Source organism: Tenacibaculum holothuriorum (assembly GCF_002120225.1).
Taxonomy (GTDB): Bacteria; Bacteroidota; Bacteroidia; order Flavobacteriales; family Flavobacteriaceae; genus Polaribacter; species Polaribacter holothuriorum.
Genome location: NZ_LAPZ01000002.1, coordinates 456,209 through 473,956 on the forward strand (window position 1 = coordinate 456,209; position 17,748 = coordinate 473,956).

Consider the following 17,748-nt stretch of genomic DNA (forward strand, 5'->3'; position numbering starts at 1 on the left):
TAAGTATAACAATGCAAATACAAGTAACATGAAAAAGTTAGTATTTTTAAGTTTGTTTTTGATGACTGTATTAGCATCAGCTCAAACAACAATAACAAAGAATTTAGGAGATTTTTCAATATTAAAAGTATACAATGGTATTGATATAGAACTCGTAAAATCTGACAAACAACAAATAGTTGTTACTGGTGAAAAGTCTGAAAAAGTTAAAATAAAATCAGATGATAACACATTAAAAATATCGTTACGTTTTCCTGAAACAACAGCAGAAGGTAAAGTAAAAGCTACTCTTTATTTTAATAAAGAAATAGCAATTATTGATGGTAATGAAGGTGCTACTATAACCGGTAAAAACTTTGAGCAAAATAAAATTGAAGTAAAAGCTCAAGAAGGGGCTTTTATTAATTTAGTTGTTGATGTTAAGCATTTAAACGTTAAAACGTCATCTGGTGGAGTTATAAAATTAAGTGGAAATGCTAAGAATCAAAACGTAAAAGCTGATTTAGGTGGTACTTACCACGGATTTAAACTAATGGTTTCAGATGTTTGTAATGTAAAAGCAGGTTCAGGTTCTAAAGCAGAAGTACAATCTGGTGAAACATTACATGCTAAAGTTTCTTTTGGAGGAAGTATTTTTTACAAAGGAGAACCAGAAGTTTTTAAAGATAAAAAAGTAATTGGAGGAGTAATTGAACACCGAAGTTAATTTTGTATCTTTGTAGCGTAAAATTTTAAGAAAATGATTTCAAATACACTTTTTTTAGGAATACCTGGAGGTTATCAAGTGGTAATAGTAATTGTAGCCATTTTATTATTATTTGGTGGTAAGAAAATTCCTGAATTAATGCGTGGTATAGGTTCTGGTATTAAAGAATTTAAAGATGCTACCAAAACTGAAGATGATAAAATAGAAGAAAAAAAATAAAAAAACTCTACAATAAATTTATTGTAGAGTTTTTTTTGTTATTCACAGCAATATGCTTGGGTAGAAGCACAAGCATGATTTTCCCAAAGACAAGATGTATCAACTCCCCCTATTTTTTGACACCGTGCCATAACCCATTCACCTTCTTCTTTTTTTAAATTTTCTGCAGCTAAACTTCTACTACCACCAGTAGCATACATATAATAGGTATTCCAAAACCCACATCCTTTATTTGATATTTTAAAAGTTGTTTACTATTAAATTTTTGTTCATATGGTGTTGTTATTTCTTTCATCGCAAATAATAAAATATTAAAATTTGTATTAGTAAATAATTTATTATTATAATTAATGATTCCAGTATACATATCGGAAACTACATAAGGTTTATTGTTAACTATTGATAACTTAAAATAACTATGATTTTTTATTGTTAAAAAATTATTACTAAATTGAAATGTGTATTTCGAAAGATCTACACTCTTACCGTTAATAAAAAAGTTTTTTTTAGTATTAAAATTATATTCTATTGTATTTGACTCTTTTTTAACAATAACATTAGTTACTCCCATTTTAAAAAAATCATTAGATATATCTGATGTATTTTTCTTAAGTTTTATATGTTTATTTAATTCTAATTGTTGATCTATTTCATCATTTTGAGTACAAGAAATAATTGTTAATGTTGTAAATAGTGTAATGATTAATTTTTTCATTTTTATAAAATAAATTACAAATAAAACAGGAAGTACACCTACTAAGTAAGTATACAAAATATAGGTTAGGTAACTTATATTTTGCATTCTTTTCTTTATATATGTCTGCACCATACCATAATATGCTACCTACCACAAATAAACTAACAAAGATTAATAACAAATTCTTGCCAATCGTCCATTTATCTTCATTAAAAAAATCTTTAAATATTAAAGCAGGAACGAACATCATAAAGAATGCTCCAAAAGAAGTTATTATTCCTACAACTAAGGTATATTCTAAGAGTATGCTTCCAAAGCTTGATAGAGAAAATGGTTTAAAAACATATAAATAAAGAAAAACAAACAACCCTAAAATTAAACTTGTTTTTAACTTAAATTTAATTGAAGGGTTGAAGTAATATGGTGTAGTCAGCTAATTTATTAACTGCTTCATATAACCAATATTTTACAATTTAACTGCTGTACCCGATGCGGTTACCATGAGCATTCCACCATTAGGTCCAACAGTTTCATAATCTAAATCAATAGCTATAATAGCATCTGCACCCATTTGTTGAGCTCTGTATTGCATTTCTTTCATAGCACTATCTTTAGCTTCTCTCAGTACTTTCTCATAAGAACCAGACCTACCTCCTACAATATCTCTAATTCCTGCAAAAAAATCTTTTATAAAGTTTGCACCAATAATGGTTTCACCAGTAACAATTCCTAAATATTCTCGTACTGGTTTACCTTCAAGTGAGTTTGTTGTTGATACTATCATTTATATATCTTTATTTTTCTTATTTTCTTTAGCCTTTTTCATTGCTTCGCCAATTTGATTACTAGCAGCAAAACTTGCTACCATATCGTTTAGCATTTGGCTTCCTGCTTGTGGTGAATTTGGTAATAAAATTAAATTACTATTAGTATCTGCACCTATAGATTGTAATGTGTCGTAATGTTGTGTAACAACTATTAAAGCAGATGCTTCTTGTGAGTTAATTCCTACTTTATTTAATACTTCTACCGATTCTTCTAAACCACGAGCAATTTCACGTCGTTGATCAGCAATACCTTGTCCTTGTAAACGCTTACTTTCTGCCTCGGCTTTTGCTTTTTCTACTATTAAAATACGTTGTGCATCTCCTTCGTACTGAGCTGCTACTTTTTCACGTTCAGCAGCATTAATACGGTTCATTGCTTCTTTTACTTGAGAATCTGGATCAATATCTGTAACTAAAGTTTTAATAATATCATAACCATAAGTCATCATAGCTTCGTTTAATTCAGATTTTACAGCAATGGCTATATCATCTTTCTTTACAAAAACGTCATCTAAACGCATTTTAGGAACTTCTGCACGAACTACATCGAAAACATACGAAGTAATTTGATCGTGCGGATAATCTAGCTTATAAAAGGCTTCATATACTTTATCTTTAATCACTTTATATTGTACAGAAACTTTTAATTTCACAAATACATCGTCTAAAGTTTTTGTCTCTACAATAACATCTAATTGTTGAATTTTTAAACTTAATTTACCAGCAATTCTATCTACTAATGGAATTTTTAAATGTAAACCAGATTGTCTTATACTATGAAACTTACCAAATCGTTCAATTATACCAGCAGTTTGCTGTTTAATGATGAAAAATGAGGACAATAATAGTATGAGTCCAAAAAATAATAAAGGTGCTAAAAAGAACATAATTTTTAGTTTTAATAGTTAATTTATAAATATAATGAAAAGTAGCATTTACTATATGACGCAAAAAAATGGTTTTGTTACAATTTTATAAAGTTATATTTGCCTAAAATCAATTATTATGGAACTTATACAAGCTCATATCACAGAAATTTTAGTGTTACTTTTTCTAACGGTTACTTTTTTACAATCGGGTATTGATAAGGTAACAGATTGGAAAGGTAATGTATCTTTTATTAAAGAACATTTTAAAAATTCACCATTAAAAAATAGTGTTGCACTTTTGTTGGCTGTAATTTTAGTTTTAGAATTATTAGCAGGTGCTTTTATGTTCGTCGGAATTTTTCAATTAGCAACTGTTGGATCTAATTCTATGGCATTGTTAGGAGTTGAACTTTCAGCTTTGTGTTTAATCTTTTTATTAATTGGTCAACGATTAGCAAAAGATTATGCAGGTGCTATGACATTAGCAGTTTATTTTATAATTGCAATTTTTGGTGTGTTTTTATTAAATAAATAAAATTTATATTAAAATTTAATTATAATAGATTTTAGTAATTTAAAACCTCTTAAAAACATCGTTTTTAAGAGGTTTTATTATTTTTATAAGGTATTTCTATATCTAATATTGCAAAAACGTTTTAAAACTAATTAAAATAAGAATTTACTTATTTTTTAGTATATAAATATGAGAAGAATATTCTTTTGTTTTTATTGCTTTTAAATTTGATTGTAATCCGATAAAGAATGCTTTAAAAGGATTTGATTTTCCTGTTTTATACTTTTCGCTTAAAAGAGAAACATAAAAAGAATCAAAGTACATAGGAAGTGTTTTTTCAACTTTTAAGTTTACTTGATTAAATAAAAGTTGAATTGATGTTTTTGAAAAATGCCAAAGGTGTCTTGGTACATCATAAGCAGCCCAAAAGTTTTTATAGTACTTTGCATCGTAACTTTTATAATTAGGTACTGCAATTATTAAGACACCGTTTTCTTTTAAGAAGTTTTTTAATTTGTAAATGTATTCATTTAAATTTGGTACATGTTCTAATACGTGCCAAAGAGTAATGATATCAAATTTTTTATTTTCTAGATCATTAATAGTTTCTTTTAAATGAATATCTTTTTTGAAAGCAATTTCTCTTGCAGATTTAGATGGTTCTACTCCTACTACACTCCATTTATTATTTTTACAAACTTTTAAAAATTCACCAGTACCAGCACCAATATCTAAAATGTCTTTTTCGTTAGTATTGAATGAATTTATAAGTTTGAGTTTTTTGTTAAGTGTATATTTTTTTACAATTTGATATATTTTATCAAATAATGATTTGTTACTATCTGTATGAGAAATATACGAATCACTTTCGTAATAATCTTTTAAATTAGTTGGTACTGGAGAAGTAACTAACATTTCGTATTTTGAATTGTACATTACTTCATAACTCTCATTAGATACTACATGATCTATACAATTCAATAAAGGATTTAGATCCTTATAATACTCACTATCTTTATTCAAATTCATCTTTTTAAAAATTGTTCCTCGTGGAACAATTAAATTTTATGAGCGCAATATTACGTAAAAAATAAAAACGTTCCACATGGAACGTTTTTATTTTTATTTGAGTTATTAAGATTTCTTTATCTACCCATGTAAACAAGTAGTACAGAAATATCACTCGGAGATACACCACTTATTCTACTTGCTTGTGAAATACTCGTAGGTTGAATTTTTGATAATTTTTCTCTAGCTTCATATGATAATGATTTTACTTTAGAATAATCAAATGAAGATGGAATAGGAACGTTTTCTAATCTGTTTAATTTATCAGCATTTGCTTTTTCCTTTTCGATATATCCAGAATATTTTAAATGGATTTCTACTTGTTCAATTATTTCTTGATCGATGTTGTTTTCTTGAATGTAATTTTCAAGTCTTTCGATATTTCTGAAATCATTAAATACCAATTGTGGTCTTGCTGCTATCTTAATTAATTTCATTGATTGATTAATTACTGCAAGATTTTTACTTTCTAATATAGGATTTATTTCCTCTTTTTTAACGCTTAGCTTTTCTAAAAACTCAATTAGATTTTGAGTTTTTTCTTTTTTGTTTAAAACTCTATCTAAACGATCTTGTTTGGCTAAACCTATTTTAAATGATTTTTCAGTTAAACGAATATCAGCATTATCTTGTCTTAAAAGAGTTCTGTATTCTGCACGTGAAGTAAACATTCTGTATGGTTCTTCTGTTCCTTTTGTGATAAGATCATCTATTAAAACGCCTATATAAGCTTCGCTTCTTTTTAGAATAAATGGTTCTCTTTCTTGGGTTTTTAAAGCTGCATTTACACCAGCTATTAATCCTTGAGCAGCTGCTTCTTCATAGCCTGTAGTTCCGTTTATTTGACCAGCAAAAAATAAGTTCTCAATCAACTTAGTTTCTAAGTTGTGTTTTAATTGTGTTGGTGGAAAATAATCGTATTCGATAGCGTAGCCATATCTAAAGAATTTTACATTTTCAAAACCAGGAATAGAACGAATAGCTTTGTCTTGAATATCTTCTGGTAATGATGTTGAGAATCCGTTTACATAAATTTCAACAGTATTCCATCCTTCTGGTTCTACAAAAACCTGATGTCTTTCTTTCTCTGCGAAACGATTGATTTTATCTTCTACGGAAGGACAATATCGTGGTCCTGTAGATTTAATTCTACCATTAAACATTGGTGAACGATCAAAACCTTCACGAAGTAAATCATGTACTTCAGGATTGGTATATGTTAAGTAACAAGAACGTTGTTTGGTTAATGATTTTGTTACTGGCATATAAGAGAACTTTTCTGGATTATCATCACCAGGTTGTTCTGTCATTTTAGAATAATCTAAAGAACGACCATCTACACGAGGAGGTGTACCTGTTTTCATTCTTCCTGATTCAAAACCTTTTTCAACTAAGTCTTCTGTAATTCCTGTTGAAGCTCCTTCTCCTGCTCTACCACCACCAAAAGTTTTTTCACCAATATGGATTAATCCATTTAAGAAAGTACCTGCAGTTACGATTACAGTTCTTGCTTTAATTTCTAATCCTAAAGCTGTTTTTACTCCTACTATTTTAGTATCATCGAATATTAATCCATTTACAGAATCCTGATAAAAATCTAAATTATCAGTTTGTTCTAACATGGTTCTCCAACACTCTGCAAATTGCATTCTGTCTGATTGTGCTCTCGGACTCCACATAGCTGGTCCTTTAGATTTATTTAACATCTTAAACTGAATAGCTGTTTTGTCAGTCACTATTCCGCTATAACCTCCTAAAGCATCAATTTCGCGAACTATTTGTCCTTTGGCAATTCCTCCCATTGCAGGATTACAGCTCATCTGAGCTATGTTTTGCAAGTTCATTGTAATTAACAATGTATGTACTCCCATATTGGCACTTGCAGCAGCAGCTTCACTACCAGCGTGCCCTCCTCCTACTACAATAACATCGTAAATGGTATTATATAAACTCATTTTTTGTATATCAGTTCCACGTGGAACTTTTAGTTTTTATTGGTTTAATAATTCTAAACATTCGTTCTCTTTAGAACGCATTATTTCTTTTTCTTCTTCGGTTTTGTCTTTGTATTTCATGTAGTGTAGTACTCCATGAATAATTACTCTATGTAATTCACTTTCGAAACTAACATTGAAGTCTTTTGCATTGTCTTCTACTCTTTCTACGGAAACAAAAATATCACCACCAACTAATTTACCTAACGTATAATCAAAACTTATAATATCAGTTAATGTGTCGTGATTTAAAAACTCTACGTTTATTTTATGAAGGTATTCATCGTTGCAAAAAATATAGTTTAACTCTCCTAATTCAAACCCTTCTTTTTTAATGCAAGTTTGTATCCAATCAGAAGTTTTAGTTTCATTTTCTAGCTTAAAATCGCTTTCGTAATTAAATACTATCATTTTAACTTATTTGTCATTATTGTAAAAGCTTTTAAGGTACGAGAGTAACCTATATATCTAAAACTATCTTTTAAAAAACAACTTGATTCTTTTTTTAGATCTGAAATATCTTCTAATTTATCAATATATTTTTCTTTGTTTATTTCTTTATAAATAGTTTCTTCATTAGTGTCTAGTAAATCGTTGTTTTGGTTTATAACTAGTTCAAAATATCTTTTTTCTTTTTTTATTAAGTAGCTTTTAAAATGAAAATCATTTGGTTGAACTGGACCAAAACCTCCAGGAGTACTAAAGTTAACTTGTCGCATCATCATTTGATGTTGCATCATCATAAATTGTTGATGATGCCACCACCAATTATAATTATAAGAGTAATTTGCATCTACATAATCTACTCTTACTTTTATATTATTATTTGTCGTAGCATTAGCTGTAATAGTTGTTTTATGTTTGTTTTTTCCAGCTTGTTTTAAAAAATCTTTAAATCCTTCAAAGTTGTCATTTCCTTGAATTTTTGATATTAATGAAGCGTCAAGATTAATATCTTTACTGTTATTACTCTTTAAGTCATATATCTTTATAATTCCATTTTTCTTATTATTTCCAAATAAGTAAAGTTTTTTGTTTTTGTAAAAAGATGTAAGCTTTTTTAAATTTTCTTTAGTGTATATGTAATGTTTTTCAATACTACTAAGTTGATTGTTTTCTTTAGAATCTAAGTTAAAAGAGAAAAGTTTAGTGTAATTTTTCTTGTAATCATCTTTCGTGAAAATTAGTTTATTATCTTCAAAATATACACGTAAACTAGCTACTGAACCATTGGCTATAAATTCATCATTTTTTATAGGATTGATTCCTTCGTTTTTAAAGAAATCTTCATATGGACTATATTTCTTTAATTCAAAAGAATAATCTTCTTTTTTATCATCTCCATCGTACTTATTAATTGATATTTTATCATCTTCTTTATAAAGTAAAATAGAATTGTTTTTATTTCTTATAACAGCAGAAAAATCTTCATGATTAGTAGGAGTACTCTCTGTTATTTTTTTAGTAACAAGATCGATGTTAACTCTCTTTAAAAAATCTTTCTTTTTTTCTTTATATGAAAGAAGAAGAGTTAATATGTTATTCTTTTTATGAAAAGAAATAATGTTTAATTCTTCATTATTTTCAAATGGATTGATTTCAGTAATTTCTTTTCCATTAAACAAAAAAGGATGAATTGTATACATCTTATTTTGTTTGTTTTTAGAAAAGATTAAATGAAATGATTCGTTGTCATTTAAATCACCAGAAAAAGTTTTTTCTGTCTTAAAATGCTTAGGAAGTTTAATTAAGTTGTTAGTGATATTATTAGCAAAACTAGTTGCAATAAATAGTAATACGAATGAAAAATTAATAAATAACTTCATTTAGGTAATTTGAAAATGTTTAAGTAATTAAATTATTGGCTTTTAGAAGTATTAAAATACTCTTGAACCTTCTTTTTATAATTTTGGCGCAAAGGTAGTGATTGTCTGTTTAATATCTCTGTTTGCTGATAAAACAACTTTTTAAACTGTAATTGCTTAGGGTTTTCTTTTTGATATTCTTTTAAATTGGTGTTTGCTTTACGCTTTTTATCTTTGTTTTGTTCGAAAGTAGCTTTTTCTAGTTTAAGTAACTCGTAGTTTAATTGCTGCATTCTGTTAATGGTTTCTCTATTAAAACCTTTTTCTAAGATTTCGTTTTCTAAATCTTCCATTCGTTTTAATGCTTTTTTACCATCTCCGCTTTTGGTTCCTCCTTGCTTTAAAGCGTCTTCTAATTGCTGTTTTAATTCTGATTGTTGTTTGAAGATTTCAAACAATTCACCATTCATTTGTTCTTCACCATTACTACCTTTTTTTCCGTTTTTTCCTTTCTCTCCATCTTTTTTGTTTCCTTGCTGCTGTTTTCCGTTATTACCCTGTTGTTGTTTTAATCCTTGTTGCATTTTCTTTAAAAGCTCACTTTGTTTCTGAATAATGTCAGGTAAACTAAAAGATTCTCCTTTCCCCTTACCTTTTCCGCTACCAGGTTTAGGGTTTTGCATAGCATCGAGCGTATTACTTAGCATATGAGCAAGAGTGTTTACCGCTGTTAAAACGTATTGCTGGTTTTTAGTTCCATTTCTAAATTTATTATCTGCAAAATTCTCTAGAGATTGATCGATGTTATAATGAGCATTACCTAAATGTTCTTGTATTTTAGAAGATATTTTAGGGACTTTTGTTGAGATAACGAATAAACTATCGTCTATATGTTCAAAATATGTTTTTAGCTGATATTGTTTTTTTAAATTACTACCAAAATCAGGATGAGAAGCATCTGAGCTTTCGAAACGATTCATTAATTTTTCTTGATCGAAAGAATAGGTGATTAAGTTTTTAACTATTTGACGTAATCCTTCAATGTTTTCTTGTTCCATATTAGCACTCATCATTTGCATTGAGTTCTTCATTTTCTGACTCATTTCTTGCATTTTTTGAGCTGCTTTCTTTTGGTTTTTCTTTGCTGCCGATTGTTGTTGGTTACCTAAATTTTCTTCAGCTTTATTTAATTCTTTTTGAGTTTCTTTTTTTGAGTTTTCCATAGAAGGTAATTCCATGGGAGTTTTTAAATTCTCATTGTCTTTTTTAAGACTTTCAAGATCTTTCTTGGTTTTATTAAACTCTTTATTAATATTTTTTTGCTCTTCTTTACTGCTGTTTTTCTCTGCAAGTTTTTGTTGTTTCTCTGCAAGTTTTTTTAAGTTTTCTGAAATTTGAGTTGCTTTTTGTTCAACATAAAATCGTTTGGTCATTTCTAAAATTCGCTCTAAACTTTGTTCTTTTTGTTTGTTTTGTTGCGCAAGTTCTTTTGCTTTTTTTAGTAAATCTTCTTTATTAAGTTTTTCAGCTAATTTGTTTAGCTCTTCTAATAATTTTTGCTGCTTTTCAAGTTTTTTAAGTTCTTCTAAACGCTTTTTTAACTCATCTTTTTGTTCTTGTAATTCTTTAGTTGCTTCTTTTTTCTCAGTTAAATTCTCTTTTAATTTATCTGTTTGCCTATGCATCATTTGCTCGTATTGCTTCTGACGCTTAATTAAATTCTGAATTTTTTTCTGATCATTCCAATTCACATTCTTTTTGTTTTGAATATCGAATTGAAATTTTTCTAATACCTTTTTATTTTGCTGTTGTTTTTCTATAGAATTTTCTAAGTTTTCTATATAATCCTTTTGTTCGTTCAGTAGCTCCTCCTCTACTTCTTGTTCCGTTTTTTTACGATATGAGAATTTTTTACTCTCCGCTTTTTTGTTTCCATTTACACGATCATTATCAAAAACTCTAAAAAACAACTCGTAGTTAGTTCCTTTCTCCAGTTCAATTCCGTCAGGAAATTGATAAAAAAACGTTTGAATATTTTCCTTATTAATTCCTAATACATGTGTTTTTTGAAGTTCAGGAGTGTTTTGATCGTAATACACCAACTCTAACTTTTGAAAACCATAATCGTCGGATATTTGACCAGCAAATTGTACAGGACCTCTGCTAATACTATCAATATTTGATTTCACCGAAATCGACGGATTTTCATCTTTAATTACATCTATTGAAAATTGAAGATTCTCATAATCTTTCAATGATTTGTTAGAAGTAGAAATGGTATACGAAGTAGGATTTTGAATTCTCTTAGAATATGAAAACTGATTGTTGTTTTCTTGTTTAAAAATTTCCTTTTTTTGATTTGAGTTGAAATTAACGCTATCAGTATCAGTTGTTTTTATGGTCCATTTTATCAATGTTCCTTGTGGAACAATTGTGTTTCCAGAGCTTTTTAGTACTTCGTTTTTTCTTCTAGTATAAACAGGATATTGCAAAAACATTTCAATATTTTTAATTGAAGGTGTTTTTATAACGTTAATTTGATAGCTTGGTGAAGCTACCTTATTAGCGATTGTAGAAAAAGTAATAGGCTTTCTAACGTCGTTAAAAGTGTAAGAAAATAATCCTCTACCCTCATTTTGCATATAATACTCTTGATCATCAAAAAGTATTTTAGCTTCTTCAGGAATTACTTCTCCTTTAGCTTCAATATAAATTGTGATTGAATTTCCTAAAATAACATCAAGTTTATCGTTAGTTATTAATAATGAAAATGGAGCTGGAGGTGTATAAGCAGTTTTATGATTTACAATACGCTCTAAGCTATTAGAAAGTTTAGATTGAACTCCAGTGAAAAGACTAATTCCCCAAACTAATAACGGAATTAAAGTATATTTTAAATATTTCTTATTTACGTTAAAATCGATAGCTTTCTTAAAAGGTATTGGTTGTAATTCTTTGGATTTTTGTTCGATACTAGCTAATAATAAATCAGATTGTTCGCTACTGTTTTTAAGTTGTAAAATATTAGTAAGCTTATCTTTTACTTCTGGAAAATGATTTCCGATAATCTTAGAAGCCTCTTCTTTAGAAATTCCTTTTTGGAGTCCAAATAATTGAAATAATGGAAAACATATAAAGCGGAAAAGCAGCAATAGTTCAACTAGAATAAAAATCCAGAATAGTAATGTTCTATAGTTAGGTGTTAACCATAAAAAATGTTCAATAAATAAGGTTATAAACAAGTATAATATACCTAGACTTATAAAAAGAATGCTTCCTTTTATAAGCTTATTTAGGTAATATTTTTTTGTGAAACCTAGTAGCTTATTTTCTATGGTAGTAAAAATGCTCATTATTCTTTTAGTTAAAAACAGATATATATGCCTTGAAAAATCAATAAATAAAGCATAAAATTAATGCTATGATAAAAGTACTATTTTTAAAAGAAACTTTTTTGTTAATACTTTTGTAAGGAATCTTAAAAAAAAGCTACAAAATAGTTTAAAATAAAAAACATGAAGAAACTCAGTTTATTACTAGTATTTGTTGCTGTATCGGTATCAGCACAAAGTCCATGGACAAAAAAGAAAAATGAAGGATATGTTCAATTGTCTTTTACTACAATTTCTAACTATGATAAAGTTTACGGTAACCCAGATTATACTACAAATCGTAAAGTAACCGATAATACACTTCAATTATACGGAGAATTTGGTTTAACTGATAAAACTACTTTAATAGCCTCTGTACCTTTAAAAATGATAAAAACAGGAGACTTAGTACAACCAACAGCATTAATTACTGAAGATTCTAAAACTTCTTTAGGGAACATTCAATTAGGAGTTAAACACAACTTTTACAATAAAAAATGGTTATTAACAGGGCAATTAACTGTTGAAGCAAATACAGGAACTTATGATGCAACTTCAGGTTTAAGAACTGGTTACGATGCATGGACTTTTACTCCTTTATTTGTTGCTGGTAGAGGTTTTGATAAATGGTATATACAAGCATCGACAGGTTTTGATATTAGAACAAATGATTATAGTAGTACATACAAATTAGGAGGAGAAGTTGGTTATAAAGCTGTTGATTGGTTATGGGTAGCAGGTTTCTTAGACGGAGTAGCATCGTTAAAGAACGGAAATGTAAATAATGGAACAAGTCAATTAACTGCCTTGTATGTAAACGATCAAAGTTATGCGGCTTTCGGATTAAAATTAATTGGAGAAATAAGCAACGATTTTGGGGTTAATTTAGGTTTTGCAGGAGCATTTGCAGGAAGAAATGTTGCTAAAAAACCAGCATTAAGCTTCGGGTTATACCACAAATTTTAAAGAAGTACACATTACATAAATTCGAAAAGAGAAACCTAATAATAGATTTCTCTTTTTTCTTTATTCTCTTTTCTTTTCTCTAAACATAGAAGTATCTTTGCGCTTTCAAATTGATAAAAAATGACTGAAAACGTAAGAGTACGCTTCGCTCCTAGCCCAACAGGCCCTTTACATATGGGAGGAGTTAGAACCGCTTTATTCAACTATTTATTTGCTAAAAAATATAACGGAACATTTGTATTACGTATCGAAGACACCGATCAAACTCGTTACGTAGCCAATGCCGAACAATACATTATAGATTCATTAGAATGGTGTAATATTCCTTTTGATGAAGGTCCTGGTAAGAACGAAAAATTTGGTCCTTACCGTCAGTCAGAACGAAAAGAATTATATAAAAAATATGCAGATCAGTTACTAGAAACAGGTTGGGCATATTATGCTTTTGATACTGCTGAAGAATTAGATGAACATAGAAAAGAGCATGAAGCTAACAGTAAAAACTTTATTTACAATTGGCATAATCGTGAAAAAGGCAAATTAGTAAACTCTTTAGTATTATCTAAAGAAGAAGTTGAAGCTAAAATTAATGCTGGAGAAAAGTTTGTAGTGCGTTTTAAAAGTCCTCAAGATGAAATTTTAACAATGCAAGATGAAATTAGAGGAGAAATTAAGATAGACACAAATATTCTAGACGATAAAATTTTATTTAAATCAGATGGAATGCCAACATATCACTTAGCCAATATTGTTGATGACCATTTAATGCAAATATCTCACGTTATTCGTGGTGAAGAATGGTTACCATCTATGGCTTTACACGTATTATTATACAGAGCTTTTGGTTGGGATGCTCCTAAATTTGCACATTTACCATTAATTTTAAAACCAGTAGGAAAAGGAAAATTAAGCAAGCGTGATGGTGATAAATTAGGTTTCCCAGTTTTTCCTTTAGAATATACCAATGAGCAAACTGGTGATGTTTCACGTGGATACAAGGAAGACGGTTATTTTGCAGATGCTTTTGTAAATATGCTAGCTTTATTAGGATGGAATCCTGGTACAGAACAAGAAATTTTTAGCTTAGAAGAATTAGTGAAAACTTTTGATTTAGCTAGAGTTAGCAAGTCTGGAGCTAAGTTTAGTCCAGATAAAACAAAATGGTTTAATCAGCAGTATTTACAAGAGAAATCTAATAAAGAGTTAGTACAATTATTTCTTCCTATTTTACAAGTAAAAGGATTCGATAAAGACGAAAACTTTGTAGAAAAAGTAGTTTCATTAATTAAAGAAAGAGCAACGTTTGTAAACGATTTTTGGGATTTATCTAATTTCTTTTTTGAAAATCCAACAGAATACGACGCTAAAGCTGCTAAAAAGCAATGGAAAGAAGCTACACCAGCTTTAATGACTGAGTTAAGCGAAGTAATTTCTACTATAGAAGACTTTAGCTCACAAAATGTTGAAACTATCGTTAAAGAGTGGATTACAGCGAAAGAAGTAGGTTTTGGTAAAGTAATGCAACCGTTACGATTAAGTTTGGTTGGTGCTTTAAAAGGTCCTCACCTATTCGATATTATTGAAATGATTGGTAAAGAAGCCACAATTCAACGATTGAAAAACGCAGTAAACAAACTATCATAAATAAAAAAAGGAGCTTTTAAAGCTCCTTTTTTATTGTTCTATATTTTCTTAGAAACAGAATCCTCCAGAAGAAGACCTTTTTCCTGCATGGTTTCCACCTACAAAAACATTGTTCCAGTTTAATCTGAAAACAATACCTAAAGTTCCTTGAATGTGAGAACGCATACTTTCAAAACTTTCTAAAGAATGCTTGTAATATAATTGTGGATTAATACCAATAGCATCGGTAATCCAGTAAATTCCTCCTGCTCCAATGTTAAACGTTGGTGTCATTTTTCTGTCAGAATCTACAATACTTCCTCCTACAAAAACATACGGACTAAAACGTTCTAAAATAGCATCGAAGTTGTAACGAACCGATCCGTCCATAGAAAAATACTTAGCATCGTTACTAATAAAACCAACATCAATTGTGTTAAATGAAATAGCTCCATCAATAGAAAAACGCTCTCCAATAGGCATGGTAAGGTTTACACGTGGAACCTGAAATTGATGAGTATCACCAATAAAAGCGGCATCATTTTTACCAAATTTTGTAATTCCAACTCCAACTCCTATTTGCCAGGAGTCATTCAAATTTTGCGATACTACGCTGGTAGTAACACAACATATAAAAGTTAGTAGTAAAACTTTTTTTAACATTTTTAAGGGTTTTATAGTAGTATAACTGTTTTTATTAGGGTTTAGTATACTTAAATTGCATTCACGTTTTTAATAGCAGTTGTAAAATCATCTAAATCATTATCGTTCATTACTAAATGAATAGCTTCATCGCAAACCTTTTCTACATTGTCTAAAGGAAATTGTAAAGCCACTGCTATTTTGCGCATCAAAGATACTTCATTTTTATCTACATCACCATCGGCAAAAATCATTTTTGTTAATCTGTACAAACGCTCAATACGCTCATCGTAGCTTACAGGTGAGTTTACTGGATATTTTTCTGGCGATTTTAAAATGTTTTCATACTCACTTTCTGAAATATGTAATTTTTTAGCAGCTCTATCTAATAATTTTTGTTCACCCTCAGTAATTACGTTATCGGTTTTAGCAATTTTTACAATGCTTGCAAAATGACCAATTTCTTGTTTGTGTTTTCCGCTTGAATATAAATCTGAAATAGACATAATATATATTTTTAATGTTGTATTCTTTTAGAATCGTTGTTGTATAAAAAGTCACAAAAACTTTTTATTAAAATTACTAATTCTGCTAAAATTTACAGTATTAATTTTTCTTATACTATTTTAATAAGTATAAATTATAATAATAAAAACAGTGTTTTTTTAAGTTGTTTTTAGGGGTTTTTAAAATTGAATAAATAGAATCGTTGTTTTAGTAATAAAAACTGTTTAAAAGGGTGTTAAAAATTGTTTTTACTGATGATACAAACAAAATTTGAAAACAGAGCATTTTCTCGTCGTTTAAAACATTCTTTCGTACTAAGTTGTAAGACAAGTGGGGTATTATGAGAATTGTTTTAGATACAATTTTCTTTCCTTTCAGTAAGAAAAACCACTTCACCCCAAGCCTTTTTTGATTATTTAAAATAAAATGAAGGTCTTACGGGTAGCCGTAAGAAAAATAGAATTAGATATTTAATTTTTACAAAATTTTCCCAAAAGAAAATAAATTAAACTAATAATAATGAAATTTTTTGCAATAAGATATTTTTCAGTGAAAGCATCAATTACTTTATTTCCTTTGGATAAAGGTATGAAACCTAGAGATTTGTTCACAACTCCAATTTTTAAAAAAAGTGAAACTAATTATTATAAAAGAACATACACGGCAAGGGTACTAAATGAAAATGATGATGATAATGTTATTTTAGGGTATCTTTTAAAAAGTACTGATACACATATAATAGAATTAGACCAAGAATTATTTAATGAAGAGGATGTTAAAAACTGGGAAAAACTTTTTTTTATATTAGATAGAGAAAGACAAATAATTGCTTTTGAACATAATTCTAATGTAGCTACACCCGATAATGTTAAGAATGTTTTATTAAAATTAACAACTGCTTATGCGAACTCTTTTGGTTATGATATTAAGTTAGATTTTTTGATTGATAAGTTTGCTTTTTGGGATATAATTGAAAAATCAAATGGGTTATATCAAGTAGCATTTGATCTTAATTCTCCGAATCTTTTTGGTGGAAGTAAAAAAGCAAATGAATGGCTTGCAACCTTAAAAGAAAAGCATAACATGACAAAAGTTAGTGTTGATTTTAGAAATGAAAGTGGCGATTTAACTTATAATGAAGAAGAGATGGAATCTTACAGAGATTATGCAGATTCTGGTGGAGGAAATTGGACTTTAGGTGTTATTGAAAAAAATAAAAAAAGAAAATATAAAAGTGAAAATCACCTGAGACGAAAAGAAATTGATTTTAATGCGGACAATCCGAAAACAATAAAGGAAAATATATTCTTTCTAGTTAATAAGTTTAAGGAGTTAATTATAAACATAGATGATAAATAATGAGAAAAAAACAAATAATATTTATAGGAATCATAATAATTTCATTAATACTTAATTCATCTATTGATTCAGTAGTAATGAAAGGGTTGTTAGAAAAATTAATATTTAATTCGGTATCAATATTAGTGGGGCTTTCTATTGCTTTGTCTGGAATTTTTTTGAGTTCTATTAATACTGTTTATTTATCAATATACAGAATGACAAAAACTAAAAAGAAGAAAGAGTCATTTTCAGATGAGGAAATTCAAATGATAAAATCGAAGTTAACTGAGTTAGTTGATGAATTAAGAGAGAACTCTATGTTCTCATTGTACTCATTTTTATCAGTTATTACACTTTTTTTTATTAAAGAAATCGATTTTCCTTATATTCAATGGTTTATAGAGAGTGAAATAATAACAAAGATTTTTGTTTTTGATTCTATCATTCTTATTGGAAATTTTTTAATTTTTTGGTCTATAATAGATTCAATGGAGGTTGTTTTTAAAATTAGCAAGGCTTTTGAGTTAGTTAGAGAAGAATAGTTATATCAATTCCCAAAAACAAAACCAACAAGAAAAAATAACCCCGTATCTTTGCTC

The 17,748-nt window shown here is 28.4% G+C and carries 18 protein-coding genes; 8 read left to right on the top strand and 10 right to left on the bottom strand.

The window, feature by feature from the left end; genetic code table 11:
• Positions 1–28: 28 nt before the first annotated feature.
• Both WH52_RS05025 and WH52_RS05030 read left to right on the top strand, forming a co-directional pair.
• Positions 29–706 carry a head GIN domain-containing protein gene (locus WH52_RS05025; protein ID WP_086029840.1) on the top strand — a complete coding sequence of 226 codons (678 nt, stop codon included), beginning with the start codon at positions 29–31 and terminating at the stop codon, positions 704–706.
• A gap of 33 nt (positions 707–739) precedes the next feature.
• Positions 740–925: a Sec-independent protein translocase subunit TatA/TatB gene (locus tag WH52_RS05030; protein WP_086029841.1), complete on the top strand. Its 186-nt coding sequence runs from the start codon at positions 740–742 to the stop codon at positions 923–925.
• A gap of 169 nt (positions 926–1,094) precedes the next feature.
• Here the strand turns inward: WH52_RS05030 and WH52_RS05035 are convergent, their stop codons facing one another.
• Complete coding sequence (locus WH52_RS05035; protein ID WP_143592061.1) at positions 1,095–1,640, bottom strand: hypothetical protein; 546 nt, start codon at positions 1,638–1,640, stop codon at positions 1,095–1,097.
• A gap of 101 nt (positions 1,641–1,741) precedes the next feature.
• Between WH52_RS05035 and WH52_RS05040 the strand changes: the two genes are divergently transcribed.
• A complete protein-coding gene (locus WH52_RS05040) occupies positions 1,742–1,975 on the top strand; it encodes a hypothetical protein (RefSeq protein WP_143592063.1) in 234 nt (77 codons plus the stop codon).
• A gap of 113 nt (positions 1,976–2,088) precedes the next feature.
• Here WH52_RS05040 and WH52_RS05045 read toward each other — a convergent pair whose 3' ends face one another.
• The gene (locus WH52_RS05045) at positions 2,089–2,406 is read right to left on the bottom strand and encodes a heavy metal-binding domain-containing protein (RefSeq protein ID WP_086029844.1); all 318 of its coding nucleotides are present in this window, start codon (positions 2,404–2,406) and stop codon (positions 2,089–2,091) included.
• A complete protein-coding gene (locus WH52_RS05050) occupies positions 2,407–3,336 on the bottom strand; it encodes an SPFH domain-containing protein (protein ID WP_086029845.1) in 930 nt (309 codons plus the stop codon).
• A gap of 118 nt (positions 3,337–3,454) precedes the next feature.
• On the opposite strand from WH52_RS05050, the gene WH52_RS05055 reads away from it, so the two are divergent.
• On the top strand, positions 3,455–3,853 hold the full coding sequence (locus WH52_RS05055; protein WP_086029846.1) for a DoxX family protein: 399 nt from the start codon (positions 3,455–3,457) through the stop codon (positions 3,851–3,853).
• 144 nt (positions 3,854–3,997) lie between these two features.
• Here WH52_RS05055 and WH52_RS05060 read toward each other — a convergent pair whose 3' ends face one another.
• From WH52_RS05060 to WH52_RS05080, 5 genes are all read right to left on the bottom strand, one after another.
• A complete protein-coding gene (locus WH52_RS05060) occupies positions 3,998–4,861 on the bottom strand; it encodes a class I SAM-dependent methyltransferase (RefSeq protein WP_086029847.1) in 864 nt (287 codons plus the stop codon).
• 116 nt (positions 4,862–4,977) lie between these two features.
• A complete protein-coding gene (gene mnmG / locus WH52_RS05065) occupies positions 4,978–6,855 on the bottom strand; it encodes a tRNA uridine-5-carboxymethylaminomethyl(34) synthesis enzyme MnmG (protein WP_086029848.1) in 1,878 nt (625 codons plus the stop codon).
• Positions 6,856–6,891: 36 nt separating this feature from the next.
• On the bottom strand, positions 6,892–7,305 hold the full coding sequence (gene ybeY / locus WH52_RS05070) for an rRNA maturation RNase YbeY (protein ID WP_086029849.1): 414 nt from the start codon (positions 7,303–7,305) through the stop codon (positions 6,892–6,894).
• Positions 7,302–8,720: a hypothetical protein gene (locus WH52_RS05075; RefSeq protein ID WP_086029850.1), complete on the bottom strand. Its 1,419-nt coding sequence runs from the start codon at positions 8,718–8,720 to the stop codon at positions 7,302–7,304. Before WH52_RS05075 ends, ybeY begins: the two co-directional genes overlap by 4 nt.
• Positions 8,721–8,752: 32 nt before the next feature.
• The gene (locus tag WH52_RS05080; protein ID WP_086029851.1) at positions 8,753–12,052 is read right to left on the bottom strand and encodes a DUF4175 family protein; all 3,300 of its coding nucleotides are present in this window, start codon (positions 12,050–12,052) and stop codon (positions 8,753–8,755) included.
• Positions 12,053–12,214: 162 nt separating this feature from the next.
• Between WH52_RS05080 and WH52_RS05085 the strand changes: the two genes are divergently transcribed.
• The gene (locus WH52_RS05085) at positions 12,215–13,036 is read left to right on the top strand and encodes a transporter family protein (protein ID WP_086029852.1); all 822 of its coding nucleotides are present in this window, start codon (positions 12,215–12,217) and stop codon (positions 13,034–13,036) included.
• Positions 13,037–13,156: 120 nt separating this feature from the next.
• On the top strand, positions 13,157–14,680 hold the full coding sequence (gene gltX, locus WH52_RS05090; protein WP_086029853.1) for a glutamate--tRNA ligase: 1,524 nt from the start codon (positions 13,157–13,159) through the stop codon (positions 14,678–14,680).
• Positions 14,681–14,728: 48 nt separating this feature from the next.
• On the opposite strand, the gene WH52_RS05095 is transcribed toward gltX, so the two are convergent.
• Positions 14,729–15,322 carry an outer membrane beta-barrel protein gene (locus WH52_RS05095; protein WP_143592065.1) on the bottom strand — a complete coding sequence of 198 codons (594 nt, stop codon included), beginning with the start codon at positions 15,320–15,322 and terminating at the stop codon, positions 14,729–14,731.
• Positions 15,323–15,372: 50 nt separating this feature from the next.
• The gene (locus WH52_RS05100) at positions 15,373–15,807 is read right to left on the bottom strand and encodes a tellurite resistance TerB family protein (protein ID WP_086029855.1); all 435 of its coding nucleotides are present in this window, start codon (positions 15,805–15,807) and stop codon (positions 15,373–15,375) included.
• Between the two features lie 520 nt (positions 15,808–16,327).
• On the opposite strand from WH52_RS05100, the gene WH52_RS05105 reads away from it, so the two are divergent.
• Together WH52_RS05105 and WH52_RS05110 are read left to right on the top strand one after the other, a co-directional pair.
• A complete protein-coding gene (locus WH52_RS05105; RefSeq protein WP_086029856.1) occupies positions 16,328–17,167 on the top strand; it encodes a hypothetical protein in 840 nt (279 codons plus the stop codon).
• A complete protein-coding gene (locus WH52_RS05110; protein WP_086029857.1) occupies positions 17,167–17,691 on the top strand; it encodes a hypothetical protein in 525 nt (174 codons plus the stop codon). Before WH52_RS05105 ends, WH52_RS05110 begins: the two co-directional genes overlap by 1 nt.
• The last annotated feature ends 57 nt before the right edge of the window (positions 17,692–17,748 follow it).